Source organism: Teichococcus aerophilus (assembly GCF_014490485.1).
In the GTDB taxonomy this organism is placed as follows: Bacteria; Pseudomonadota; Alphaproteobacteria; order Acetobacterales; family Acetobacteraceae; genus Pseudoroseomonas; species Pseudoroseomonas aerophila.
In genome coordinates, this window is sequence record NZ_JACTVA010000001.1 from 1 (window position 1) to 25960 (window position 25960).

Here is a 25960-nt window from a genome sequence, read left to right on the forward strand (position 1 = left end):
TGGCGGGCGAGCCGCCCAACCCGGCTGCGCCGCCGCCCGGCTGCCGCTTCGCCGCCCGCTGCCCCTCGGCGCGCGAGCTGTGCCGGCAGGAGCCGCAGCCGGCCTTGCGCGGCATCGCCCAATGCCACGCCAGCGCCTGCCATTTCGCGGAATCCCTGCCGCCCTTCACCCTGCTCGCGGAAGCCGGTGCCACGCCGCCGGCCCTGGCCGCGCGCATCGCCGCCTACCGCGCGGCGCGGGACCAAGCGCGGATCGGAGCCACCCCGCCATGCGCATGATCGCCGGCCGCATCCTGGCGCTGCTGCCCGTGTTGTTCGGGCTGTGCGTGCTGTCCTTCCTGCTGCTCGCCGCCGTGCCCGGGGACCCGGTGACGGCGATGCTGGGGCTGGAGGCCGACCCCATCGCCATCGCCGCCCTGCGCGCCAGATACGCGCTGGACGACCCGTTACCGCTGCGCTTCCTCGCCTGGTTCTGGCAGGTGCTGCAAGGTGATCTCGGCCGCTCCATCCAGACCGGGCGGCCGGTGACGGCGATGATCGGCTCCGCCCTGCTGCCCACCCTGCAACTGGCATTAGCGGCGCTGGTCGTCTCCCTGCTCATCGCCATTCCGGCGGGTGTGGTCGCCGCCACGCGGCGCAACGGGCCATCGGATTTCGCTGCGTCCCTGATCGCGCTGTGCGGTTTGTCGTTGCCCAGCTTCTGGCTGGGTATCCTGCTGATCATGGGCTTCTCCATCGCCCTGCCGCTGCTGCCATCCTCGGGCCACGTGCCCTTCCTGGCCGATCCGTGGGAGGCGCTGCGCCACTTGGCCTTGCCGGCGCTGACGCTCGGCGCAGCCATGGCCGCCGCCACCATGCGGATGACGCGGGCGACGATGATCGAGATCCTCTCGGCCGACTACATCCGCACCGCCCGCGCCAAGGGCCTGCCCGGCCGCCGCGTAGTGTGGCGCCACGCCTTGCGGAACGCGCTGATGCCGGTGGTCACGCTGGTCGGCCTGCAACTTGGCCAGCTCATGGGCGGCGTAGTGGTGACGGAGAGCGTGTTCTCCTGGCCCGGCATCGGCAAGCTGACGGTGGATGCCATCTTCGCGCGGGACTTCCCGGTCGTGCAGGGCACCATCCTGGTCACAGCCACGCTGTTCGTGCTGATCAATCTGGGCACCGACCTGCTTTACACCGTCCTCGACCCCCGCCTGAGGAGCCGCCGATGAGCGCGATCGCCATGCGGGCACCGCTGTGGCTGCGCCTGTTGCGGGACCCGCGCGCGGCGCTGGGGCTGGGGCTGGTTGCGCTCGTGCTGCTGGGTGCGCTCGCCGCCCCGCTGTTGCCGGGCGCCGAGACGCCAGACTTCATGGCCACCCTCGCCGCGCCGGATGCCACGCACTGGCTGGGCACCGACGATCTGGGGCGGGACACGCTCTCCCGCATCCTGGCCGGGGCGCGGGTGTCGCTGCTGGTGGGGCTGTGCAGCGTCGGCGCCGCGCTGCTGCTGGGCGGCACCATCGGGCTGGTGGCCGGCTTCTTCGGCGGCTGGGTGGACATGGTGCTGATGCGGCTGATGGATGTGCTGCTGGCCTTCCCCGGCATCCTGCTGGCGCTGGGCATCACGGCGGCCCTCGGCGCCTCGGTCACCAACACCGTCATTGCCATCGCGGTGGTCAACCTGCCGGTACTGGCGCGGGTCGCGCGCGGCCAGGCGCTGGCGCTTCGGGAGCTGGATTACGTCAAAGCGCAGCGCGCGCTGGGCTTCGCGCCGCTTACCATCCTGTGGCGCGCGGTGCTGCCCAATGCACTCTCGCCCATCCTGGTGCAGGCCTCGGTGCTGCTGGCGGCCTCGATCATCACCGAATCCTACCTGTCCTTCCTCGGCCTCGGCGTACAGCCGCCGACGCCGAGCTGGGGCAACATGCTGCGCGACGCCATCGGCTTCCTCGACCAGGCACCCTGGCTCGCCTGGTTTCCCGGCCTCGCCATCTTCCTCACCGTGCTCGGCTTCAATCTGCTGGGCGACGGGCTGCGGGACCGGCTGGACCCGCGCGACTGAACACCCCTTCAACCCTCTCGTCGGAGCCTGCGCATGAACACCGTGACTGATCGTGGCGCCCTCGGCCGCCGCACCTTGCTGGCTGGTGCCGTCGGCCTGCCAGCCTTGCTCTCGGCCACGCGCGGCATGGCGCAGGGCGCTGCCGCCCGCACGCTCTCGATCGGGGTGGTGGCCGATCCGGTGACGCTGGACCCGGCCTTCTCCGGCTCCTTCTTCGAGAACCAGGTACTGTACAACCTGCACGAGACGCTGCTGGTCGCGGCGCCCGATGGCAGCATCTCCCCCGGCCTCGCCAGCTTCACGCAGCCGGACCCGCTGACCTACGTCTTCACCCTGAAGCCGAACCTGACCTTCCATGACGGCACCGTGCTGGATGCCGCCGCCGCCAAGGCGAATATCGACCGCTACCTGGACCCGGCCGTGGGCTCCATCCGCCGTTCCGATTTCGGCCCTGTTTCCGGCGTGAGCGTGACCGCGCCTCTGAGCTTCGAGATCAAGCTCTCCGCACCTTACGCGCCGCTGCCGCTGGTGCTGACCAACCGCGCGGGCATGATGGTTTCGCCCACGGCGGTAAAGGCGCTGGGCGCCGATTTCGCCGCGCGCGCCGTGGGCTGCGGCCCCTGGAAGCTCGCGAGTTGGACCAAGAACTCCGAGCTGGTCCTGGAAAAGTTCGATGGTTACTGGCAGGGCGCACCAGCGAATTTCGACCGCCTGCTGTTCCGCCCGTTGCCGGATGAGACGGTGCGGTTGGCCAACCTGCGGAGCGGTACGCTGCAACTGATTGATGCGCTGCCGCCGCAGGCTGTCTCGGGCCTGGCGCGCGAAGCCGCGCTGCGCGTATCGCAGATGCCGAGCCTGGGCTTCAACGCCTTCGCCTTCAACTGTACACGGCCGCCTTTCAACGACGTACGCGTGCGGCAGGCATTCACGGCCGCGGTGGACCCCGAAGTTGTCCAGCGTGTGGTCTACTTCAACACGGGGCGCCCGGCTCACGGCCCGCTTTCCCCCGCCGTGCCCTGGGCTTTCGATGCCTCCCTGCCCAACCGCGGCAACAACCCGGCCAGGGCACAGGCGCTGCTGAAGGAGGCGGGTGCCAGTGCGCCCGTGCCGGTGACGATCACCGTCACCAACTCGCCCGCCATGGTGCGCATCGCGCAGATCCTGCAAGCCCAGGCTGGCGCCGCCGGCTTCAAGGTGGAGCTGCGACAGATTGACCCCACCAGTCTGATCACCGTGCTGCGTCAACGGGATTTCGACCTGTGCATGGCACCGTGGTCTGGCCGCTATGACCCGGATGGCAACATGTACGCCTACTTCACCCAGGGCGGCCCCAACAACTTCGCCGGTTACGACAATGCGGAGCTGACGGCGCTCCTGAACCGGGCGCGCTCGCTCAGCGACCAGGGGGAGCGCGCCGCCCTGTACAAGAAGGCGCAGGGCATGGTGACAGAGGATTGCGCCATGCTGTTCGTGCATTTCGACGCCATTATCCAGGCGTCGCAGGCAAAGCTGCAATGGACGCAGTATCCGGATGCGGTGTTGCGCCTGTATGGCGCCAGGATGACCTAGATGCCCTCATCGGCCAAAGCTGTAGCGGATGCTGCTGCGGCGACACGCGGTTCGTGACATGCGCGGCGGCGCCGAGAGGACCCGTCACGCCGGGATCGCGCCTCGCCGGAGACGGGCAGCATCCGCATCGTGGACACAGCGGCAAGAGGCGCGATCCAACGTGAACTGAGGGTGGGATCGGGCCGGAGGTGATGGGCGCCGGCTTGATCTCCAGTCGGATAGCCTGGAGGCATGGCCGCTTTCGCGACGCCGGTCAGGTCGTCAACCTGGCGGGCGTCAATCGCGCGATAGGGACAGCCCCGCGAACAATGGTGCGTGCACGGAGAGCTTGCGGGCCATGAACTCAGTGAACAGCCGGACACGCTCCGTCTTGCGTGTCTCTCCCTGGGTGAGAAGCCAGACCGTTCCGTACATATGCAGGTCGGTGCCTGGCACCCTCACCAGCAGGGGGTCGGAATCGCCGATGAAGCACGGCAGTGTCGTGATCCCGAGCCCTTGCCGTACAGCAGCAATCTGCGCCGCGGCATCCGTGGTCCTAAAGGGAACTCCCGTGGTACGGACCTCACCCTCGCTGGCCCAGGCCGGAATGCCATGCATGCTGATGACGATCCAACGGATGGGATCAGGCGAGCCCGCACGCCACGCGGCTAGACGATCCCGGGACATATAGACGCCGCCGAACAGCTCCGGCCCCTTCAGGCCGTGCAGATTGAGCGGCAGGGTTTTGCGGTCGTAGACGACGCGGATCGCCACGTCGGCCTCCCGGTTGGTCAGGTTCGCCAACTCGCCGGACGACAGGATCTCCATCTCGATCTCCGGGTGCAGGCGCGCGAAGTCGGCGAAGTCCGGCATGAGCAGGTGTGCCGCCAGGATCGGTGTCAGCGTCACCCGCAGAAGCCCACGGACGCTGCGATCGCGCCCGAAGACGCGGGTTTCCAACTGGTGCGACGACGCCTCCATCTGCTCCGCGAGCTCCAGCACCTCCGTGCCCGCGGCCGTAAGGCGGTAGCCGGACGGCAGCTTCTCGAACATCTGCGCCCCGAGGCGCTCCTCAAGCTGGGCGATGCGCCGAAGCACGGTCGAATGGTTCACACCCAGGCGGCCGGCGGCGGCCCGTACTGAGCCGCCGCGCGCGGCGGCGAGAAAGTAGCGAATGTCATCCCAGTCGATCATGGTGCATTCCCGCGCCGCCAGTTGTGCCTTCCAGCGGCTCCTTCTAGCAGGCTGCACTGACGTGCGGCGGATTGCCGCGGCCTTCAATCATCCGGCCGGATGATTTTCGCACCACCGATATGCGCGGCCCCGCACTCACGCCCCATGTCGGCGAGCCCATCTTGGGGCTCTCGGGGATGTTCCTGCACAGCCAGAGACCCGAATGGCGCAACGAAGGATGGACCACATGGGCAGATTGAGTGGAAAGACCGCTGTCGTAACAGGCGGCGGTACCGGCATCGGGCGCGCCGCAGCGAGGCGGTTCATCGATGAGGGCGCATTCGTCTTCATCTTCGGCCGGCGGCAGGAGGTGCTCGATGCAACGGTCGCCGATCTTGGCCCCAACATTCGCGCGGTGAAGGGCTCGGTCTCGGACGAGGCTGACCTCGACCGCCTCTACGCGGCGGTGAAGGCCGAGCGCGGAAGCCTCGACATCGTCTTCGCCAATGCCGGGGCGGGTAGCCCGCTTGCGCTCGGCCAGATCACCGCGGCGCATATTGACGATACCTTCGATACCAATGTGAAGGGCACCATCTTTACGGTCCAGAAGGCGCTGCCGTTGATGGGGCCGGGCGGCTCGATCATCCTGACCGGATCGAGTGCCGGCACCACAGGCGCCCCGGCATTAACCGCGTACAGCGCGAGCAAGGCGGCGGTGCGCAACCTCGCGCGAAGCTGGGCGGAGGATCTGAAGGGCACCGGCATTCGGGTCAATGTGCTGTCACCTGGCGCGACGGCGACCGAACTTGCGAAGGAAGCCCTGGGTGAGGAGGGCCAGAAGGCCTACGGCGCGATGACTCCGCTCCAGCGCATGGCCGATCCGGAGGAGATCGGCGCCGTCGCCGCCTTCCTCGCTTCGCCGGATAGCAGCTTCATGACCGCCAGCGAAGTCGCGGTCGATGGCGGCCTGGCCCAACTCTGACGCGCTCGCACGGTGAGCTTCGTTGGAGCCGGCCGTGCGTGGTCAATAAAGGACACTTCATATGAGCTACGCAATTATCGGCTTCGGCAATCTCGGCAAGGCCCTGGCCAAGGCGTTTGCCCGCAAAGGCATCGAGGTATCCGTCGCAACCACGCGAGACCCGGAAAGCTTCGCATCCGATGCGGCTGCGATCGGGCCCACGGTCATTCCCGCAAAGCTGGCGGATGCGGTCAAGGCGGACATCGTTTTTCTGGCTGTCCGTTTCGAGTCTCATCCGGATGTCGCGAAGGTGCTGCCCAGCTGGCAGGGAAAGACCATTGTCGACGTAACCAATGCCTACGGCGTGCCTCCTGATAAGCTGGGAGGACAACCATCCTCCAGGTTCATCGCGCAGGCTTTCGCTGGTGCGAGGCTGGTGAAAGGCTTCAACCATTTGATCGCTGCCACCCTTGGCCAGGATCCGGCCGTGCAGGGCGGCGCGAGAGCTGTGTTCCTGGCGAGCGACGATGATGCCGCCGTGGCGGAGATTGCCACGCTCGCGGAAAGGCTTGGCTTCTCGCCGATCAAGCTGGGCGGACTGTCGGAAGGCGGGCTGCTGGTCCAGGCGCGCGGAAACAGCTGGGGTCATCTGGTCTTCAAGGATCTGGTCAAGTTCGACCGATGACGGCGATCTGCCGTCCGGCAGGGCCGCGATGCACGGATCGGCGACATGGTGATGAGTGCCGAAGGGCACTCACACCGTGAAGGGTTTCGTCGCCACGACTGGGGGCGGTGACCGGGATGGCCCGCTGGCACCGGTCGCCGAGGACCCCTCATGGATCGCCCTGTGCGAGGAATCGCGGCGGCGCAAAACGGCGCCCTGCATATGGGCGCTGTCCCGAAACCGATCCAGCCACCCGCGCCCTGTGTTCCGCAGGTTGCTCAGGCCAGGATGCGGATCGGTGCCCCCTGCTGCCACGCAGCGATATTCTCCACCATGTCGGTGAAGAACATGTCGTAGGTGCCCTGGGTGACGTAGCCCAGATGCGGGCTGAGCACGGCGTTGTCGAGGCGGCGCAAGGGATGCTCCGCCGGCAGTGGCTCGATGTCGTAAACATCCAGCCCGGCCGCGCCGATCCGCTTGTCCTGCAGCGCCTGTACCAATGCCGCCTCATCCACCAGCGGGCCACGTGATGTATTGATCAGGATGGCATCCGGCCGCATCAACGCCAGCTCCGCCGCGCCGACGATGCCGCGTGTCCGCTCGGACAACACCAGGTGCAGGCTGACGATATCGGATTGCCGGAACAGCGCCTCCCGCTCCACGCGGCGGGCGCCGACTTCGGCGCAGCGCTCATCGGTCAGGTTGGCGCTCCAGGCGATGACGTCCAGGCCAAACACCTTGGCCACTTCCGCCATGCGCCCGCCCAGGCGGCCCAGCCCCAGCAGGCCCAGCGTCCGCCCATGCAACGTGCGCCCCACCGTGCCCTGCCACAGGCCCTGGCGCATCCGCCTGTCCTCCAGCGGCAGGTGGCGCAGCGCGGCCAGGATCAGCGCCCAGGCCAGCTCGGTTGTCGCATGCAGGGATTCGCCGCCGCGCGTGTGGCAGACGCGGATGCCCGCCGCGCGCGCGGCGTCCAGGTCCAGCGTCCGGTTCTGGGCGCCGGTCACCACGATCAGCTTCAGCTGTGGCAGTTGTTGGATCAGCGCCGCTGGCACCGGCTGCCGTTCGCGGATCAGGCAGATCACGTCGTAACCCGCCAGCGCCGCGGCGGCAGCTTCCACCCCGCCCAGTGGCTGGGCCAGGAAATTCACCTGCACGTCCGGCCCCAGGCTGGCCCAGTCGGCCAGGCCGCGCCCCACCTGCTGGTAGTCGTCGAGAACCGCGATCCGCATCACGCCAAGGCTCCTCTTAGAACGTGATGGCTTGAGGCTGGATCACCGAGAAGCCTGAATCACGCGAACAACTACGGACGGAGAGCGTGATGCGTCTACGCACCTCGCTCTAGTCCAGCGTGATCTTGGCCCGCTGGATGACGGTGCGCCAGGAATCCATGTCTTCCTGCACCGTCTTGGTGAAGGCTTCCGGCGTACTGCCCACCGGCGTCAGGCCGAGGCCGGCCAGACGCTCCCGCACATTCGGCAGGGCCAATGCGTCGCGGAAGGCGGCGGCGATGCGCTGTACCACCGGGTCCGGCGTCCTCGCGGGGGCGAAGATGCCCAGCCAGTAGTCGACGGTGAATTCCGGCAGGCCGCTCTCGCGCGCCGTCGGCACCTGGGGCAGCAGGGGGGAGCGCTCGTCGCCCGTCACCGCCAGGCCGCGCAGTTGCCCGTCCAGCACCAGGGGGCGGGAGGTCTGCACAGTGTCGAACACGAACTGGATCTCGTTCGCCAGCAGCGCCGTCACGGCCGGCCCACCGCCTCGATAGGGCACATGCGTCGCCTCGATCCCCGCCTGTTGCGCGAACATCGCGCCGATGAGGTGACCGGAGGAACCGGTGCCGGCCGAGCCATACAGCAGCTTGCCCGGATTGGCCCGGCCATAGGCGATCAACCCCGCCACGTCGGTGGCCGGCAGGCGCGGGTTGGTGACCAGCAGGTAGGACCCGCGCACCGCTTCCGTCAGTGGCTGCAAATCCGTCATCAGCTTGTAGGGCAGGTTGGATTTCAACGACGGCTCGGTCGCGATGGCCGTGGTGTGCAGCAGCAGCGAGTAGCCATCCGGCGCCGCGCGCGCCACGTTCTCCGTCCCGATGGCGCCGGCGGCGCCGGAGCGGTTCTCCACGATCATCGCCTGCCCCAGCAGCGCCTGCATTTCCGAGGCCAGCAGCCGCGCCACGGGGTCGGTTGAACCACCCGGCGGGTAGGGCACCACCAGCCGCAGCGGACGATCCGGGAAGCCCTGCGCCAGCGCCCCACGCGTGGCGGCCAGCGGGAGGGCCGCGCTACCAAGCCCCAGCATCATCGCGCGCGAAAACGCACGGCGGTTCATCCGCATGGATCGTTCCTTCCTATCGGGGCCGGTCTTTGCCAGCCGTGGCGCGCAGGCGCTGTGCCGCAAAGCTAGCCACCAGGCGTCCGTACGAAAACCGCGCAGAACGCACATCATCCTTCCGGTAATCGGAACGATGGGGACGGGGGAAAGGCAGGGGAAGGAATTTCCCGGGCCCCTTCTTTTTTTCGAGTTAGGGGTGCGCTTGGGGGCGTGGCGTGGTGGAAGACGGCGAGCGGACGCGACACAGGCCGCCTTCGACATCAGGGTTATTCGCGGCTGAAGCCCAGCCGGCTTGCGCAGGAAAGAAGGACGGTATCTTCCCGGGCCTCCTGCAGCACCGGATGCGGGACCTCCTCCCGGAACAGCGCCGCCAGGAAGTCCAGGAAGGCGCGCAGCTTGGCGGGCATGTGGCGGGTTTGCAGGTACACGGCGTAGATGCCGTTCTCGAACTCCGAGTAGCTGACCGTATACTCTGGAAAGAGCCGCACCAGTTGGCCGGAGCGGAGCTCCCGGTGGATCGACCAGTCAGGCAGCAAGGCAATGCCGATGCCGGATTGCGCGGCGGCCACTACGGCGGGGCCGTTATCGGTGCGGAACGTGCCATCCACCGGCACCTCCGTCAGCCCGCCGGCCTTGTCCATGAAGCGCCGGACGGTGCGGCCCATATTGACGCGGTAGGTCAGGCAGTTCTGCCGCATCAGGTCCATCGGCTCCCGCGGCGCCGGGTGGCTGGCGAGGTAGCCGGGGGTGGCGCAGACGATCCGCTCGCTATTGACCAGCTTGCGCACCATCAGCGCGGAATCCACCAGCTTGCCGATGCGGATATCGACATCGACATTCCGCTCGATCAGATCGACCGGGGTGTTGGAGAGGGAGAGATCCACCCGTACCTCCGGATGCGCCGCCAGGAAGCGGGGCAGGGCCGGCACGATGTATTGCTGCCCCACCAGCATGCGGGAATGCACCCGCAGCGTGCCACGCGGCTGCAATTCCAGGCTGGAGACGCTGGCATTGGCTTCCTCCACCTGGTGCAGGATCTGCTCGGCCTGCCGGGCATAGAGCTCGCCGGCCTCGGTCAGGGTCAGGCGGCGGCTGGTGCGGTGGACCAGGCGGGCGCCCAACTCCTCCTCCAGCGTCTGCAGGTTGCGGGAGACGGAGGCCGGTGACATGCCGAGCAGCCGCCCGGCGGAGGACAGGCTGCCATTCTGCACCACGGTCACGAAGACCCGCATCGCCCGCAGCGATTCCACCGCATTTCCTCCCATCGTTCCGTTTTATGAAAAGAGACTACGTGCCCGGCGCCCATTTGCAAGCCACCGCCGCCTGCCTAGCCTTCCCGCCCAGAGCGAGGAGATGGCAGGCATGGCACTGGCGGGTGAGGGCAGGGCTGTCCTGGTAACCGGCGCGGCGCGCGGGGTGGGGCAGGCGATCGCTGCCCGGCTGCTGCACGATGGCTACAAGGTCGCGCTCTGCGACGTCACCCCCGGCGCGGCGGCGGAAACGGCGAGGAGCCTGGGCGCGGCGGCCGCCGGGTTTGATGTGGATGTGGGTGACGAAGCCTCGGTCGCCGCGCTGTTCCAGGCGGTCTCGGCCTGGGCGGGCGGGCGGCTATACGGGGTGGTGAACAATGCCGGCATCGCCCCCGCCGCGCCACCGCTGGTGGAAAGCATGGGGCTGGACCATTGGTCCCTGGTCCTGCGGGTCAACCTGAACGGCCCGTTCCTGGTCAGCCGTGCCGCCATTCCGCTGCTGAAGGCGCAGGGGGGCGGGCGGATCGTCAACATCGCCTCCCGCGCCGCGCGGACGCACTCACCCACCGTCGGCGGCGCGTATGCGGCCTCCAAGGCCGGGCTGGTGGGATTTTCCCGCAGCCTGGCGGGGGAACTGGGGCCGGAGGGCATCACCGTCAACGTCATCGCCCCCGCCCGCATCGCCACGCCGATGACACGCGGCGCGGCGGATACCGAGGCGCGGGACCAGCGCACCATCGACGCCACGCCGATGCGCCGGGTCGGCCAGCCGGAGGATATCGCTGGTAGCGTCGCCTTCCTGCTCTCCGCCGATGCCGGCTTCGTCACCGGGGCGATCCTGGACGTCACCGGCGGCTCCTTCATGGCCTGAACGCCTGATCTTTGCGGGAAGCGGAAGGATGCCAACCGGCCGAGGGGCGTTCCGCGCGGGATTCAGCGGTGATAGCCCTTGTCCCGAACGGCGCACCCACGACGCCGCCCTGGAGGACAACGCCATGCCGACCCGCCGCGCATTGCTGCTGGGCGCTGCCACCCTGGCGGCCCCCGCCCTGGCCACACGCCACGCCCTGGCACAGCCTGGCGTCCGGCCTATCCGCTTTGTCGTGCCCTTCGCGGCCGGCGGGGGCGCGGACATCGTCGCCCGCCTGTTCACCGAGGACCTCTCCCGCGCGCTGGGCGCGCCCGTAGTCATCGACAACCGGCCGGGCATGGCGGGCTCCCTGGGGGCGGACAGCGTCGCCAAGTCCGCCGCCGATGGCACCAACATCCTGATCTGCACCCCGGGCGTGCAGATGACCAACCCGTTCCTCTACCCGTCCCTGCCCTACAACGCGGAGACGGATTTCACTCCGATCATCCACCTGGCCGAACTGCCGAACCTGCTGGTGGTGCATCCCGCCGTCCCCGCGAAGAGCGTGGCGGAACTCGTGGCGTATCTGAAGGCCAAGCCGGGCTCGCTCAATTTCTCCTCCACCGGCCCAGGCTCCTCCAGCCACCTGGCGGCGGAGCTGTTCAAGGTGATGGCGGGGGTGGAGATGACCCATGTGCCCTACCGTGGCTCCGGCCCCGCCTTGATCGACCTGATGGCGGGAAGGGTGGAAGTGGCGGTGGATAGCTTCACGGCGATGATCCAGCCGGTGCGGGAGGGCTCGCTGCGCGCGCTGGGCATCTCCACCGTCGAGCGGCGGCCGGAATACCCTGACATCCCCGCCATAGCGGAGACGCTGCCGGGCTACGAGGCCTCCACCCTGCTCTACATAGCAGCGCCCGCCGGCGTGCCGCAGCCGGTGGTGCAGCGGCTAAATGCCGCCTTCAACGACATCCTGCGGACGCCGGGCATCCGCACCCGCTTCCAGGAGCTGGGCATGGTGCCGACCGGCGGCAGCCCACAGGCGCTGCAGGAGATCATCACCACGCAGACCGCGAAGTGGCGGCGCGTGATCCAGCTTTCCGGCGCCAAGGTGGAATGAGCCGCATGGACCTGACGACGCTTCAACTGCATGTCGCCGATGGCATTGCCACCGTGACGCTGGACCGCCCCCCGGTGAACGCCCAGAACCGCCGGCTGCGCGAGGACCTACTCTGGCTGTTCGATACGCTGAGCGACCGCGACGATATCCGCGCCGTCATCCTGACCGGTGCCGGCAAGAGCTTCTCGGCCGGCGCCGATATCAAGGAACGTGTGGGCCTGGTGCAGCAGCCGGGCGACTACCTGCGCCACAACCGGCTGACGCGGGAGTTCTTCCACTGCGTCGCCGATTGCGCCAAGCCGGTGATCTGCGCCGTCAACGGCCCCGCCATCGGCGCCGGCTTCGCGTTGATGAGCTGCTGCGACATCCTGCTGATGGCCGAGGATGCCTGGGTGCAGATGCCGGAGCTGGATGTCGGCCTGGCGGGTGGCGCGGCGTTCCTGCTGCGGCATTTCCCGCCTTCCGCCGCGCGCACCATGTTCTTCACCGGCCGCCGCGTCGCGGCCGCCGAGCTGTACCGCCGCGGCATCATCGAAGCCTGCCTGCCGCAGGCCGCGCTGATGGACGCCGCGCTGGAGTTGGCGCGCGAAATCGCCGCGAAGAGCCCTGTCGCGATGGCAAAGGCCAAGCACGCCTTTGGCACGGTGGAGGAAATGCCGTTCCGCGACGGCTACCGCTTCGAACAAGGCGTCACCGTCGAGTTGTCGCGCACCGAGGATGCGAAGGAAGCCCAGCGCGCCTTCGTGGAGAAGCGCAAGCCGGCCTTCCAGGGCCGCTGAGGGAGAGAACACACGCCATGGCCACCGGCCGATACACCAGCGACCTCGATACCGGCGATATGCTGGGCCCCGTCGAGTTCAAGCTGAGCACCTTCGTCGTGCGCGAATACTGCCACGGGAACGAAATGCACCACCCCTGGTTCCAGGATACCGACCGGCCGATGGTGCCACCGACCCTGGTGCATCTGCAGAAGCTGCGGCTCTACACCCATTCCTGCCCCGCCGGAACCGGCCCCACCGCCCGCGTGCACGTGGAATACGACGCCACCTGCCACGAGACGATCTTCGCCGAGCAGCCCTTGCGCGCGACCGGACGCGTCGCCCAGCGTTACGAGAAGCGCGGCCGCACCTATGTGCAGATCGAGATCGACCTGCGCGCGGCGGAAGATGACCGGCCACTGATCACCTACCGCGATACCGTCATCATCTCCTACAAGCCCGCCGCCGCGGAGGCCTCGTCATGACAACTCTGCAGCCCGGCACGGAACTGCGTGCCCACCCCCGCCGCATGACGCGGGAGCGCATGCGCTGGTACGTGGACCTGCTGCCCACCGTGGAAGCCGATGATGGCCGCGTGCATCAGGACGTGCCAACCATCCACGATGACGACGAATTCGCCCGCTCCCAGGGCCTGCCAGGCATCATCGCCGACGGCATGCTTTCCACCAACTGGCTGCTTTCCCTGCTGATGGATGCGTTCGGTGAGGACGCGCTGGCCCCCGGCAGCCTGCGCACCCGCTACATCGCCCCTGTGTTCGAGGACGTGGTGATTACCGCCGTGGCACGCGTGACCGCCGTGCAGACAGACCCCGATGGTACCGCGCGCTACGCGCTCGAACTGTGGTGCGAGGACGCGGAGGGCAAGAAGCTGACCGTAGGCGATGCCAGTGTCCGCGTGACCGGCTCTGTCGCGGAGCGGGCGCGGGCGCCGCGCTTCCTGGTGAGTGCCTGAGGGAAGAGGAAGGCCGGGGGAAGGAATTCCCCCGGACCCCCATCTTTTTTCTGGGAGTCTGGTGGCTGTGGCGGCGGCGGGCTTCTGGGGCATGCGCACGCAGCGGGCGGATCATCCCGGAGGCAAAAATGGTTACGCCATCCAGTGCTGCCGTTGGCCACCAAGCGCCTATCTGAAACTCGTAGAAGACAAAGAAGGGGTCCGGGGAATTCATTCCCCGGCCTTACTTCACTCGGCCGCCTGAGACGGAACCGCCCCTAACGCCCCGCCCGCCCTGAGCGCCGAGATCGCCTCTGCGCCGTAGCCAAACTCACGCAGCAATTCGTCGGTGTGCTCGCCATGGCGCGGCGGTGGGCGGCTGGCCTTGGTGGGCGTTTCGCTCATAGCAAAGGGGGCGGCGACCGATTTCACCATGCGCCCGCCCACCTGTTGTTCGACCACGGCGCCGATGGCGGCCAACTGCGGGTCATCCGCCGCTTCGCCCACACTGTTCACCTTGGAGACGTTGACCTTGGCGGCACCGAGGCGCTGAACCAGCTCCGCACAACTCATCCGGCTGGTGACGGCGGTCAGTTCGGTGATCAGCGTGTCGCGGTTCCGGCGGCGGTCGAAGGCGGTCTTGAACTCGGCGCGGTCCAGATGTGGGGCGTCCAGCGCAACGGTGAGGCGGCGCCACATATCGTCGGCGGGTGAGATGATGATGACGCTGCCATCGGTGGCCGGAAAGGCCTGGTTCGGCACGCTGAGGTGATTGGCGGTGCCCATGCGGCCGCGCACGGTGCCGTCCTGCCAGTACTCGGTGTAGAAATAGTTCATCAGATGCGCGCCGCTGCGCAGCAGGGAGGTTTCCACCCGCTGGCCCTGGCCGGTGCGTTCCCGGTGCAGCAGCGCCGCCAGGATGGCGGAGACCAGCCCCATGCTGGCATGCAGGTCCACCACCGCGGTGCCGGAGCGGACGGCGGGGCGGTCGGCCTCGCCGGTGATGCTCATCAGACCGCTATGCGCCTGCAGCGCCACGTCATTGGCGCCGAGATGGGACAGCGGTCCACGGTCGCCATAGGCGGAGAATTCGCAATACACCAGGCGCGGGTTGGCGGCGCGTAGCGCTTCGTAGCCCAGTCCGAATTTATCCATGCCGCCGGGGCGGAAATTATGGATCAGCACGTCGCATCGCGCCGCCATGGCCACAGCCACGTCGCGTGCCGCCTGTTGGCGCAGGTCGAGGACCATGCTGCGCTTGTTGCGGTTGAGGGCGAGGAAGGAGGGGCTGGCACCGAAGTCGCGCATCGCCTCGGCGGTCACGCCGAAGGTGCGGGCATCATCGCCGTGGCCTGGCTCCTCGATCTTGATGATGTCGGCGCCGAGATCGCCGAGGATCTGCGTCGCTGCCGGCCCGGCAAAGATGCGGGAGAAATCCAGTACGCGGATGCCGCTGAGCACGCTTTGCAATCGTCCGTTTCCCTCGCCCATGTGCGTCGCCTTTCATGCAGGCTACACCCGGGAAGGCGCCGCAAGAACCGCCGATGGCCGAGGAGCGCCTTTCCGCTTCCTGCAATGGTGGGCCCCGTGCATCCCGGTCTCGACAGTGTCGTCGTCGACCGGCGCTCGGACACGACAGGTCCGGCATCGACCTTGCCGTGTGCCATGGGGGCTACAGCATCAGCGCCGTCCGGTCTCCCCGCCGCTGCGCTTGCATGACGAAGCCGAGCACGCCCCAGGCCGGCGACGCCGGCCAGAACGGCACGGGTGGCGGCAGCAGGATGCTATGCAGTCCTCTCAGGCCGGGCATCGCCGCCAGGTGAAGTCCATCCTGGCGGATGCCTTTCATCCAACGCGCTCCAGATCCGGCAGAACCCAGTTCTTCGCGAAGAATGCAGCCTCCGGGTAATACAGGCGGAAATAGGCGAACCACCCGCGCCCCTCGGCGGTCGGGACCCAGTTGCTGTCCTGGCCAGAGGGCGCACGCGGGCCGAAAGAGAGGTCGATTGACCCATCCGCATTCTTGACCAGGGTGTTGCGGGAACCGCGGTCGGCGCGCTCGTGCGGCGTATCGATGAAGCAGCGTGTTTCCAGGTCGTAGGCCGTGACGGACCAGAACTGTCGCGCCGGCACATTGGCCGGGATGCGCAGGCGGTAGTGACGGCCGCCATCCAACCAGTCGCCGGCTGCATCCTTGTTGACACCCAGATAAACCTGCCCCGGGCCAGGCTGCCGGATGGCCATCGATTCCGCGGCGCCCACGGCCTCGTAGAACCATGTTGCACGCTCATCCAGCGCATCGTAGCCATCCTGGCGCTGATTGACATTGAACAGCATGAGCCAGTGCCACCTTCGGCCTTCCCAGAAGACGGCGCCGGGGAAGCGCTTCTCGACGTCCATGACGCGCGCGGTGGCTTCGCCCAGCAACGCGCCTTGCTCCAACAAGGCGGATTGCCGCGCATCGGGCTGGAAGGGTTCGCCTTTCCGGATGCCCAGCGGCCGCAGCATGGCCATGAAGAAACGGTCGCGCTCCTGCACCGGCTCGGCCTCCAGCACGGCGGCAAGGCGCTTCCAGAAGGCGATGCCGCGCGGCTGCGTGCCGCTCCATGCCCGGCCCTCCGGGCGTATCAGGCGGGTTGGCGGCGGTTGGTTCCGCTGGGCATAAGGATACAGGCGGTACTGGGCCAGCAGCGCGGCGCCAGCGGCGGGGTCGGTCGACAGGATGCGGAAGCCGTTGAAGACACTGTTGGTGGAGGACCGGAGTACATGATAGCCGGTTGACTGCGGATCATCCTGCCCTGGGCCGAGCAGGAGATAGCGGCCGCCCTGGCCACGGTCGGGCCCACCCTGGCCGTAATCCCCCACCGAACGCTGCCAGAAATCGCCGACGCCGCCGGCGGTCTCGCCGGCAGGCAGATCGATGACCAGCGGCCCGGTGCGGGCCAGGTCATGCAGGCCGAGAATATAGGGCGTCGTGGAGTTGGCGGTGAGGATGCCGAGCTTGTCCCTGAAGCTCTCGTACACAACCATGTCAGTCTCCGACACGCCGAAGACTGTCCTGTGCTGGTCTTGCCATTCCGCGAACGAGACGAGAGGCAGCGCCCAGATATAGGCCTGCACCGCGCGCTGCAGGTCCAGGTTGTCGAACAGCAGCTTGGTGGTGGCATCGTCCGGGTAGCCGCGCGCGAAGCGCAGGCGCCCGATCGATGTGTCCAGCCCGCCCGCCGGGGGCGCCACGAAGGGCGAATCCTTTGGCGAGGCGCCGCTGCCGGCGGTCTGCGCGACGGCGGGGAACGCGGCCAGGGAGAGGCCGATCTGCGCGAGAAGGCGACGGGAAACGGTCATCATGTAGACAGGCTCCTGCTCAATCGACACGGACAATGGCGGGCATGTTCCAATCCCCGGACTGCACTGCTGTGCTGGGCCCGTACATGCGCAGCACGACGTTGAACCCGCCCGAGGCGGGGCTGGGTAGCCAGTTCGCCTCCAGCTCCGGGCCCGGTGACGTCTTCTGCAGATAGAGCGTGACCGAGCCATCCGCCGCCGCCTTCAGCCCGGACCGGTCCCCGAGCGAGTAACGGTCGATCGGGTTGGCGGCGAGGAAGCGGCTGGGGAGGGTGTAGACTGTGGCCGACCAGAAGACGGAGGCCGGCGGCAAGTTCCCCTTCTCGAAGCGCAGCGTGTAGCGGTGATCGGCCGTGAGCGGCGCGCCATCGGCGTCCCGGTCCGAGCCGACATAGACGGCTTCCTGCTTGGACAGCCCGTACAGGCCCATGGCCGCCGCCACGGCGCGTTTCATGTTATCGTTGTGCAGTTCCTCCCGCGTGCCGAATAGGCCGAGCGAGGAGGTGGTGGTGGAGATGGCCTGCCGCAGCGCCGCCGCCCCCTGCGCCGCGCCCTGGGCAATGGCGTTCCGCAAGGGCGCTGGCAGGCTGGTGGCATCGAATGGCTTGCCACCGCCGATGCCGATGGTCCCGAAGCGTTGGAACAGCGCTGCCTCGCTGGGGTGGATGCGTGGATAGAAGCGCAGCAGCATGTTGAGATAAGCAACGAAATCGGTGCCCAGGGCCCGCTTCTCATCCCATGGCAGCCATTTCACTGGGGCCGGTGGTGGTGGCGCGGCCGTGTTGGCGAAGGCGCTGAGCGGACGCAGGCGATAGCCGGCCTGGATCTCCTTCAGGGCCGGGATATCGTCCTGGCCATGCAGCGCGGTTCGGACCAGCGCGGCGACGAACTGCGTCTCCGTCCGGTAGACCCGCTTGATGCCGGGCGGCAACGTGCCGTTCCATCCTGGTCCGGCAAACAGGAAGTTTCCGGCTTCCGTGCCCGTGGTGCGGCTGCCCAGAATGGCGAAGTTGTGGGTGAACAGATCGATGAACTGGCAGACATAGTAGCGGTCCTTCGCCACCTGCGGCACGCTGAGCACGACCGGCTCCGCCCGCAGGTCCAGCCAGGACCACGAGTATGGCGTGTCGTTGTTGGGGGTGACGACGTCGCGGTTCTCCGGTGTGAAGAACTGGGCGTAGTGGCGAAAGACGTTGAAGCCACCGACATATTCCGGCGTATGCGAGTCAAGGGCCTGCCGATACATCGTGTTGTAGTTCATGATCATGGGGTAGGCGTAGATCCACGCCTCCCGGGCCGTCGCCGTAGCGCTCTGCGGTGTGGCGCCTTGGACAGTCCCTTGGGCGGTGCTGCCGCCTGGTCGCACCAGAAGCCCGGCCGGGCCGGCCAGTAGCAGGAAGCGGCGGGAGAAAGCTGTATGATGCATGCGAACCATATCCTGCGTTTCGAAATCGCCGTCCTGAGGCCTGCCGCTGCGGCAGGTGGCGGAGTTGCGCCGACCCATCGGTCCCGGTGCGTGGTGGAGGGGCGCGCCTTTCACGCCGCTGCGGGCGGCGGTGCGCCGCATCAGGCGCCGCGTGATGCGGATGGCAGGTGAATCACGTAGATTGCCACTGGCGGGCCGCCCTCCGCTGCATTGCGTGCCGTCGTGGCTGCACTGCATGAAGGAAATCTAAGCTGGACGGGAGCCGGGTCGTATCAGGTGGAACCCTGAGGGCGGGGTGGAGAACGACGGAGGCAGCTTCACGGAAGCCGGGCTCAGGCTTGCGCCTTGACCGTGGCGATGACGATGGTGCCGCCGCCTTCTGCATCATTGATGCTCAGGCTGCCATTCAACTGGCGGATCCGCTCCGACATGCCGAAGATGCCCACGCCAAACTCCGTGATCGCGCGGCCATGGGCAGGGTGCATCGATACTTCCCGCCGCATCCCGCAGCCGTCATCCCGCACCATCAGCAGCAGCGTCTGCTCGTCCTCAGGCTGCAGGGAAACCCAGACTGTCGCGCAGCCGGCGTGCCGGATGGCGTTGGACAGCGCCTCCTGCACCACGCGGAACAGGGCGATCTCGACATCCCGTGGCGGCCGTTGCTCCATGATCGCGTCAGTGATGTGGACGTGGATGGCGATGCCGGTCTGCTTCATCAGCCCTCCCGCATACCAGTCCAGGGCCGCCCGGAAGCCGACATCGTCAAGCAGCGGTGGGTGCAGCAGGTAGGACACCGTCCTCACCTCCCGCTGGCTTTGCTGGACCAGGTCGCCCAGGCGCCGGAGCTCTTCCTCCGCAGGCTGGGGCATGTCGCCCAGCAGGCTTTGTAGTCTGGCCGCCGACATGGACGCGCCGGCCAGCAGCTGGGCCGTACTGTCGTGAAGGTCGCGGGCAATCCGGCGCCGCTCGTGGTCCTGGGCGTGCAGCAGCTGGGCGCTGATCTTGCGCAGGCCCTGCTTTGCCTCCCGCGCCTCGGTAATATCCTGTAGGCTGCCGAGTAATTGCGTGACATTGCCGGCCTTGTCGCGGGCAAAGACGGTTTCACTTGCCTGAAGCCAGCGCCAGCGACCGTCGTGGTGTTTCAGGCGGAATACCCGCTTCGCCTCAGCACCGTCGGACAAGCTCAACGCCATGGCCGCGGTGCGGTCGAACTGCTCGATATCGGCGGGATGAACGAGCAGGCGCAGGCCTTGGCTGCCGATCTTTGAAAGCGTTTCGGCATCATACCCCGTGACGGCGAAGACGCGCCGGTTGAGGTAGATCAGGTTCTGCTCGACGATATCGCGGATATAGAGGACGCTGGAGGTCGTGTCGGCGATCCTGGCGAAAAGATCGAAGGCCTGGTCCCGCCCTTCCTCGGTCTTTCTGCGATCCGTCAGGTCCACCAGGACGCCGGTGAGGCATGGATGGCCGTCCTGATGCACGATGCCGCCGCTGCCGACATAGAAGCGCAACGCACTCGTGCCGTCGCAGATACGAATTTCGAAATGCGCCGCCCTGCCGCTTCGCAGCGCGCTGTTCAGCTCAAGCAGCATGGCATCCCGGTCCGCCGGGTGAACGGACCGCATGCCCGGCAACGGGATGGTCCCCTGCGGTTCCCCGTCTGGCTGGTCGAGCCATTCGAGGTCACCCATGCCGGATGTCCATCGCCAGGGCACGATACCGGCAACGGAGCGTGCCTGCCGGAGCTGACCGCGGCTTTCCGCCAGGGCGGCGTCACTGCGTGTCTGCTGCGTGACGTCGCGTACGATGCCAAAGACCCTGCGAACCGGCGAGGGCGTGCCGTGAGGAGCACCCGAGGCTGTCAGCCGTACTTCGCACTGCCGCAGGTGGCCTGCGGCACCGAAGGACTGGATGAACGTGGCGCTGCCACCTTCCCAGCCACAGCGGCGGATGCCGGCCCGCAAGGCGGCAGCTTCCTGGGCGGCAAGCGCCATCCAGTCGGCCGTCTCGGGGGGCTCTGGCCGGCCTGCGATGCGCCAGAAGGCCGGGTTCGCCGCCACAAGGGCCACGTTGCCATCCCGATTGGCGTGGGCGATCAGCAGGCCGTCCTCCGCGTGATCCCAGAAGCCGGCCAGGCGCGCCTCGGCGTCGCTGCGGCGGAAGGATGCGAACCGCAGGGCGCTCTCCAACTTCCGGACCGGACGGGCAATGTCGGCCCGCAGGTGCCTGATGGTGCTGTCCATGACCTTGGCGAGGGCGAGCATGAACGCGATGATGCCGACCACATAGCCGGCGGAGATCAGGATTGGGTCCGACTCGACGAAACGGACGACAGCGGTCCCCTCCGTCAGCGCGGAGCGGTGAAACGCCATGCGCCGCGTGGTCGTCCAACCAGGCTTGACCAGGATGGTTCCTTCCTGCTCGGGACCGGCGTGGATGATATCCAGGCTGCCGGTGGGCTGTGCGGCGATGATGCGGCCGCCACGGTCGGCAAAACCCAACGTCCATGGGGTGTCCTCGCCGAGCGATTTCAGGATGTCGGTGAGGTGCCCGACCTGGATGACCTCCACCAGGCCGTAGTGGCGTCCGTTGGCGGCCGTCACCCGGACCTGGGCACCGAGTTCCGGGCCGCTGCCGGGTGGGAACCAAAGCATCCGGCCACCGCCTCCAGCCGACCCTGTGGCCAGAAAATCCGGTGCGGATGCCATCATGCCCGTTCGATTGCGGGACAGATGCGCCGGAGACATCCCGAACGGGTGAAGGGTATCGACGACAATCTGCCCCGTGTCGTCGTAGAGCAGGAACCAGTTGCCGGGTGGGCGTGCCGTCGCCTGCAACTGAGTGTGCAGCGCCGCGAAATCTTCCTCTCGCAGGCAGGGAAGCGCTGCTAGGGTCGTCAATCGGGCTATGGCCACCGCCGCTTCACGATCGGTCACCATGCTCATCGCGCGGGCCAGTTCCACCGCGTCGCGCCGATGCTCGGACGTCCTGGTGAGGACCCTGTTGATAGCTTCGGCGGACAGGGCGACGCCGACAACCAGCAGCGCAGCGGCCATGTACAGGCGCAGCCTGACCGCGAAAGGGGGCGCAAATCCGGTTCTGCCCACTCGCATCCCGATCGGCATCTGCGACCTCCAGATTGACCTACCTATACTGCCGGTTGTGTTCTACAGGACATCTCTACCAGGAGTACTAGGTAGCTCATTCCATCCAGCGGAACCATCGGAATCCGTAACGTTTTGAGATGAGTGCCTTCCGACGGGGATATCGCATTGTGGCTGCCGCCCTACCGTGCCTTCGCGGCTGCCGTTCGGGTGCTTCTCGCCGCAGCTCAGGCCTTCACGCATTGCCGGCATCCGGGCATCCTGGGCCTGAGGCGGTTCTTCAGCGGAGGGATTCGCGGCGCAGAGCGATACGCGGCCTACAGTCCTTATATCCGCGGCGCAGGGGTTCGCCCCGATCACGGTTCCCCGCCGCGACTATTAGACTCCGCGTTGTGACCCGCTCAACCAAGCCGAACGAAGCAAGGTGATATGCCGAAGGAACCTGCCCCGCTTCGTATTCTCCTCGCAGACGATCATGATGTTGTCCGCCACGGGCTGCGTTCGCTGCTGGAGAGCCATGAGGGCTGGCAGGTCTGCGCCGAGGCCCTGAACGGGCGGGATGCGGTGGATCTCGCAGGGCAGCTTCTGCCGGATATCGCGATTCTCGATGTCTCCATGCCCAGCCTGAACGGGCTCGACGCGACCAGGATCATCCGGAAGGCCTCGCCGAAGACCGAGGTCCTGATCTTTACCATGCATGAGAGCGAGCAGCTGATCCGCGAGGTCCTGGCCGCAGGTGCGAAGGGCTACCTGCTGAAGTCGGATGCCGCGCGGTCCGTTGTTGCGGCGGTGGAGGCGCTGGCCGCACACCGGCCCTACTTCAACTGGAAGGTCAGCGAGACCATCCTCGACGGTTTCCTCAGGGCTTCATCCACGACGCCGGTGGAGGGTGTTGCCGGCGAGCCGCTGACGCCGCGGGAGCGGGAGATCGTGCAACTGCTGGCCGAGGGCCTCAGCAACAAGGCCGTCGCCACGCGGCTCGACATCAGCATCAAGACGGTGGAGACGCACCGCTCCACCGTGATGCGAAAGCTCGATGCGCATTCGGTTGTCGACCTGGTGCGCTACGCCTTGCGGAACAACCTGACATCCATCTGACAGGGCCAGCGATGGCGTGGGTGGGCTGGCCGGGAACACGGCCGCCTCAGGTGTTCACCGGCAATAATCTGCCTCGTCTCAGGTCTTTGCCTGATCGTTCCTGTCTCGCTGGCGACATAAGCATAATGCCGCGCGTGCCAGCGATGCCTGGCAATGCCGCATCTGCGAGATGATTCATGCAGGAGGCAGAAGTGTCGCACAAACTGAACGGCGTGGTGGTGAGCACGCTGCTCGCCAGCCTTTCCCTGTATCCAGGCGGCGAGGCCGCCGCCCAGCCAGTTTCCGGCATCTATATCGGGGCCGGGGCAGGGTCGAACTGGTTGCAGGATAGCGATGTCAACGTCCGCGGCACAGCAGGCAGCGTGCTGCGCGGTGCGATCCCCGGCGCGGACTCCGACGGCAAGTTGGAGAGCGAGACCGGGTGGGTGGGCGTCCTGAGCGTCGGCTGGGGCTTCGGCAATGGCCTGCGGGCGGAGCTGGAAGGCAATTTCCGCGAGAACTCGACGGACTCCCTGTCCGGCTTCGGGGCCCAGCGCTTCAACAACATCGGTGGCAAGACGCGCAACTGGGGCGCCATGGCCAATGTGTACTATGACTTCGACCTGGAGGCGCTGTTCGGCGGGCCACGCTGGGTACAGCCCTATCTCGGCGCCGGCATCGGCTGGGCGCGGACGCAGCTGGATGGCGTGGATGGCGTCACCAGCAACGGCACCCGCCTGCTGATCGATGGTGAGGACGACGTCTTCGCCTATCAAGGCATCGCCGGCCTGGGTTTCCCGATCCAGTCGGTGCCGGGCCTGGTGATCACGACGGAGTACCGCTTCTTCGGCACCACGAAGCCGGAGATCGGCACCCGCGTCACCACCTCTGCCGGCGCCGTCGGCCGTGGTAATGTGGAGATGAGCAACGACAACCACTCGTTGATGGTCGGCCTGCGCTATGCCTTCAACACGGCCCCACCGCCGGCGCCGGTCGTGCCCATGGCACCGGCGCCTGCCGCCGCCCCGGCACCATCGCGGACCTATCTGGTGTTCTTCGACTGGGACCGCGCCGACCTGACCGACCGTGCACGCCAGATCATCGCCGAGGCAGCGCAGAACTCGGCCCGGGTGCAGACCACGCGGATCGAAGTGGCCGGCCATGCGGACCGCTCCGGCTCGCCGCAGTATAACCAGCGCCTGTCGCAGCGCCGCGCGGATGCGGTGGCCGCGGAGCTGACGCGCCAAGGTGTGGCCCGTTCCTCCATCATCGTTCAGGCTTTCGGCGAGAGCCGGCCCCTGGTGCCCACGGCCGATGGCGTGCGTGAACCGCAGAACCGCCGTGTCGAGATCGTTCTGCGCTAGAGCAGGATGCGTTCGCATCTGTCACGCATCATGCTCCAGGCCTTTGATGGGCGCGTGACCGGGGCTTCCGGTGATTCCGCCGGAAGCCGTCACGCTCTCAGGCGATACCGGGCCTGAAGTGGAGCATGCCCGCCGCAGGGTCGGCCGCGGACATGCTCTGAAAGCGAAGTGAAGCAACATGCCGCGCCGGGGGAACCAGGCGCGGCATGTGTCCATCAGGCTGGCGGGCGCCTGCCCTGGTCAGCCGGAATCACCCGGAGGGACACGGCCTCCGTGAAGGTGACATCGACCTCGTCACCCACGCGCAGCGATGGCAACAGGGCCTGCATGGCCGGATCCCGCAATGTCATTCGGCGCGGGACGCGGTCTTCGCCGATGAAGGCGACCGTATTGCTGGGCGCGTCCACGCCCTCGATCCTCACCCGCATCCGCTGGTGGTCGACGAACAGCCCGCCCGGCCGTTCGCCCGCCGCTGTCCGCGCCGCGGTGGCGGTGGATTGCGGCAACGGCTCGCCGGGCCGGGCGATGCGCGCGGCCACGGTGTTGACGACGTTGATGCTCACCCGGTCCCCGGGCCGCATCTGCGGCAGGTTCCGGACCTCGCGCGGGACATGCACGGTCAGCAGGTTGCCGGTCTCGCCCCGCAGCAGGACGGCGCGGTCCCGCATGTCGATCGTCTCGACGATCGCGGTGGCTCCGCCGGCATCCAGGATGGCGGCGGATTGCGCCAGGGCCGGGCCGGTGGCCAACGCCGCCACGATGCCAAGCAGGCCGGGCAGGGTAGACCGAGAGGGTTGGGCTGGCATGGGACGTCTCCTTCAACGGGGTTGGGTTGGGAGCGGAGATCCGGCGCCTCAGAACTTCGCGGATACCGCGAAGAACACACCGTCGCCGGAAGGCCGGTTCTGCGCGCCGAATTCGGTCACCCAGCGCAGGGATGCGTTGAGCTCGGTCTCGCCGATCTTGAAGGCGTACCGCGCCAGCGGACCGGCCGAGAAGGCGCGGCCCCGGAAGCCGCCGAGCTGCTGCGCCAGCCGGCCTTCATCGTCCTGCACCTGCTGCAGCGCCGATGCGGCGACGCCGAGGCCGAGACCCCCGCCGACATCCAGGCTCACCGACGTGTCCAGGTGGAGGATGGCGCCGCTGGTGTAGTCGGTCTTCGCATTCCGCGTGTTGATGTCGAGGCCGAGATTGAACGAGATGTCGAGGCCTGATGGCGGATGCAGGTAGGTGTAGGCAACGGTCGGCGTGAAGGTCCAGTAGTTCATGCTGACATTGGCCAGGGACGACGCATCGTACAGGCCTGTCGGCGCGAAGATGTCCAGCCTGGTCTGGAAGAAATGCGTGCCGCTTCGGTAGCCCAGGATGGCCGGGGACAGGATGATGTCGCCAGGATTGAAGTCGTTATCCGTGCGGGAGCGGCCGCCGGCATAGGCCCGTGCGCGCATGTACTGGACCGGTAGCGTCACGCCCATGGCGAAGGTGAAGTTCCCCATGTCGAGCTGCGGCACATACACGACGCCATAGGCCAAGCTGGCGAAGTCCACCTCCAGCCCCGCACGGATGGCGCCGGCGACCGGCAGGTTCAGCGAGTTGCTGGCGGATGCGCCGTAATAGAAAGCCGAGGTGCTCCAGTACACGCCCGGCTCCGGTGGCACGATGCCGGCCTTGGGGCCCGTATAGGCGCCGCTGATATAATGGCCGCCACCCCCTTCCGACGCCCCGGCGGCGGCCGGCGCCAGCGCGATACCGGCTGCGAGCAGAAAATAGGGGAGACGGGCATCCTGCCCATGGATGATTCGACGCATCGTCCGCCTCTCCCATTGCCTGGGCCACCTGGGCCGTGGCGTCGAGATTGAGGAAGAATCACCGGAACCGGCATCAGTGCTTCACCCGAACCGCATGCTGATTTTCGCTGTATGAAGACAGCCGCGCGGACACGCATGCAGCGCGTGATGCATAGCGGCGGCAATACGCGACTGCCTCAT

General features: G+C 67.4%; 24 protein-coding genes. 13 read left to right on the forward strand and 11 right to left on the reverse strand.

What is annotated here, in order from left to right:
- The 4 genes from IBL26_RS00005 to IBL26_RS00020 all read left to right on the forward strand — a co-directional run.
- On the forward strand, positions 1-278 hold a 278-nt coding region (locus tag IBL26_RS00005), incomplete at its 5' end, for an oligopeptide/dipeptide ABC transporter ATP-binding protein (RefSeq protein ID WP_367615330.1).
- Positions 269-1213, forward strand: a complete 945-nt coding sequence (locus IBL26_RS00010; protein WP_187782385.1) for an ABC transporter permease — start codon at positions 269-271, stop codon at positions 1211-1213. The genes IBL26_RS00005 and IBL26_RS00010, both read left to right, overlap by 10 nt.
- Positions 1210-2046 carry an ABC transporter permease gene (locus IBL26_RS00015; protein ID WP_187782386.1) on the forward strand — a complete coding sequence of 279 codons (837 nt, stop codon included), beginning with the start codon at positions 1210-1212 and terminating at the stop codon, positions 2044-2046. Before IBL26_RS00010 ends, IBL26_RS00015 begins: the two co-directional genes overlap by 4 nt.
- A gap of 33 nt (positions 2047-2079) precedes the next feature.
- Complete coding sequence (locus IBL26_RS00020; RefSeq protein WP_187782387.1) at positions 2080-3615, forward strand: ABC transporter substrate-binding protein; 1536 nt, start codon at positions 2080-2082, stop codon at positions 3613-3615.
- 276 nt (positions 3616-3891) lie between these two features.
- Here the strand turns inward: IBL26_RS00020 and IBL26_RS00025 are convergent, their stop codons facing one another.
- Complete coding sequence (locus tag IBL26_RS00025; protein ID WP_187782388.1) at positions 3892-4788, reverse strand: LysR family transcriptional regulator; 897 nt, start codon at positions 4786-4788, stop codon at positions 3892-3894.
- Between the two features lie 226 nt (positions 4789-5014).
- Here IBL26_RS00025 and IBL26_RS00030 point away from each other — a divergent pair, with 226 nt between their 5' ends.
- Together IBL26_RS00030 and IBL26_RS00035 are read left to right on the forward strand one after the other, a co-directional pair.
- Positions 5015-5749, forward strand: coding sequence for an SDR family NAD(P)-dependent oxidoreductase (locus tag IBL26_RS00030; protein WP_187782389.1), 735 nt, complete (start codon positions 5015-5017; stop codon positions 5747-5749).
- Between the two features lie 61 nt (positions 5750-5810).
- Positions 5811-6413, forward strand: coding sequence for an NADPH-dependent F420 reductase (locus IBL26_RS00035; RefSeq protein WP_187782390.1), 603 nt, complete (start codon positions 5811-5813; stop codon positions 6411-6413).
- A 257-nt stretch (positions 6414-6670) separates the two neighbouring features.
- On the opposite strand, the gene IBL26_RS00040 is transcribed toward IBL26_RS00035, so the two are convergent.
- The 3 genes from IBL26_RS00040 to IBL26_RS00050 all read right to left on the reverse strand — a co-directional run bounded on the left by IBL26_RS00040 (position 6671) and on the right by IBL26_RS00050 (position 9973).
- Entirely contained in the window at positions 6671-7624 is a 954-nt protein-coding gene (locus tag IBL26_RS00040) for a D-2-hydroxyacid dehydrogenase family protein (protein ID WP_187782391.1), read from the reverse strand.
- Positions 7625-7733: 109 nt separating this feature from the next.
- The gene (locus tag IBL26_RS00045) at positions 7734-8726 is read right to left on the reverse strand and encodes a Bug family tripartite tricarboxylate transporter substrate binding protein (protein ID WP_187782392.1); all 993 of its coding nucleotides are present in this window, start codon (positions 8724-8726) and stop codon (positions 7734-7736) included.
- A gap of 263 nt (positions 8727-8989) precedes the next feature.
- Positions 8990-9973, reverse strand: a complete 984-nt coding sequence (locus IBL26_RS00050) for a LysR family transcriptional regulator (protein WP_367615331.1) — start codon at positions 9971-9973, stop codon at positions 8990-8992.
- A gap of 112 nt (positions 9974-10085) precedes the next feature.
- Between IBL26_RS00050 and IBL26_RS00055 the strand changes: the two genes are divergently transcribed.
- From IBL26_RS00055 to IBL26_RS00075, 5 genes are all read left to right on the forward strand, one after another.
- Positions 10086-10844, forward strand: a complete 759-nt coding sequence (locus IBL26_RS00055; protein WP_187782394.1) for an SDR family NAD(P)-dependent oxidoreductase — start codon at positions 10086-10088, stop codon at positions 10842-10844.
- 124 nt (positions 10845-10968) lie between these two features.
- Complete coding sequence (locus IBL26_RS00060) at positions 10969-11943, forward strand: Bug family tripartite tricarboxylate transporter substrate binding protein (RefSeq protein ID WP_187782395.1); 975 nt, start codon at positions 10969-10971, stop codon at positions 11941-11943.
- 5 nt (positions 11944-11948) lie between these two features.
- On the forward strand, positions 11949-12722 hold the full coding sequence (locus IBL26_RS00065) for an enoyl-CoA hydratase/isomerase family protein (protein WP_187782396.1): 774 nt from the start codon (positions 11949-11951) through the stop codon (positions 12720-12722).
- Positions 12723-12739: 17 nt separating this feature from the next.
- Complete coding sequence (locus IBL26_RS00070; protein WP_187782397.1) at positions 12740-13186, forward strand: hypothetical protein; 447 nt, start codon at positions 12740-12742, stop codon at positions 13184-13186.
- Positions 13183-13674, forward strand: coding sequence for a MaoC family dehydratase (locus tag IBL26_RS00075; RefSeq protein ID WP_187782398.1), 492 nt, complete (start codon positions 13183-13185; stop codon positions 13672-13674). Before IBL26_RS00070 ends, IBL26_RS00075 begins: the two co-directional genes overlap by 4 nt.
- A gap of 228 nt (positions 13675-13902) precedes the next feature.
- Here IBL26_RS00075 and IBL26_RS00080 read toward each other — a convergent pair whose 3' ends face one another.
- The 5 genes from IBL26_RS00080 to IBL26_RS00100 form a co-directional block, all read right to left on the reverse strand.
- Positions 13903-15144, reverse strand: coding sequence for a CaiB/BaiF CoA transferase family protein (locus tag IBL26_RS00080; RefSeq protein ID WP_187782399.1), 1242 nt, complete (start codon positions 15142-15144; stop codon positions 13903-13905).
- A gap of 181 nt (positions 15145-15325) precedes the next feature.
- Positions 15326-15502 (reverse strand): hypothetical protein, encoded by a 177-nt coding sequence (locus IBL26_RS00085; protein ID WP_187782400.1) that lies wholly within the window; start codon positions 15500-15502, stop codon positions 15326-15328.
- On the reverse strand, positions 15499-17001 hold the full coding sequence (locus IBL26_RS00090) for a DUF1254 domain-containing protein (protein ID WP_187782401.1): 1503 nt from the start codon (positions 16999-17001) through the stop codon (positions 15499-15501). Before IBL26_RS00090 ends, IBL26_RS00085 begins: the two co-directional genes overlap by 4 nt.
- A 16-nt stretch (positions 17002-17017) precedes the next feature.
- On the reverse strand, positions 17018-18424 hold the full coding sequence (locus IBL26_RS00095) for a DUF1254 domain-containing protein (RefSeq protein ID WP_187782402.1): 1407 nt from the start codon (positions 18422-18424) through the stop codon (positions 17018-17020).
- A gap of 332 nt (positions 18425-18756) precedes the next feature.
- Positions 18757-21483: a sensor histidine kinase gene (locus IBL26_RS00100; protein ID WP_187782403.1), complete on the reverse strand. Its 2727-nt coding sequence runs from the start codon at positions 21481-21483 to the stop codon at positions 18757-18759.
- A gap of 477 nt (positions 21484-21960) precedes the next feature.
- Here IBL26_RS00100 and IBL26_RS00105 point away from each other — a divergent pair, with 477 nt between their 5' ends.
- Entirely contained in the window at positions 21961-22629 is a 669-nt protein-coding gene (locus IBL26_RS00105) for a response regulator (RefSeq protein ID WP_187782404.1), read from the forward strand.
- A 191-nt stretch (positions 22630-22820) separates the two neighbouring features.
- On the forward strand, positions 22821-23972 hold the full coding sequence (locus tag IBL26_RS00110; protein ID WP_187782405.1) for an OmpA family protein: 1152 nt from the start codon (positions 22821-22823) through the stop codon (positions 23970-23972).
- 215 nt (positions 23973-24187) lie between these two features.
- Here the strand turns inward: IBL26_RS00110 and IBL26_RS00115 are convergent, their stop codons facing one another.
- Both IBL26_RS00115 and IBL26_RS00120 read right to left on the reverse strand, forming a co-directional pair.
- Positions 24188-24778 carry a preprotein translocase subunit YajC gene (locus tag IBL26_RS00115; protein WP_187782406.1) on the reverse strand — a complete coding sequence of 197 codons (591 nt, stop codon included), beginning with the start codon at positions 24776-24778 and terminating at the stop codon, positions 24188-24190.
- 48 nt (positions 24779-24826) lie between these two features.
- Positions 24827-25780: a SphA family protein gene (locus tag IBL26_RS00120; RefSeq protein WP_187782407.1), complete on the reverse strand. Its 954-nt coding sequence runs from the start codon at positions 25778-25780 to the stop codon at positions 24827-24829.
- Positions 25781-25960 lie beyond the last annotated feature (180 nt).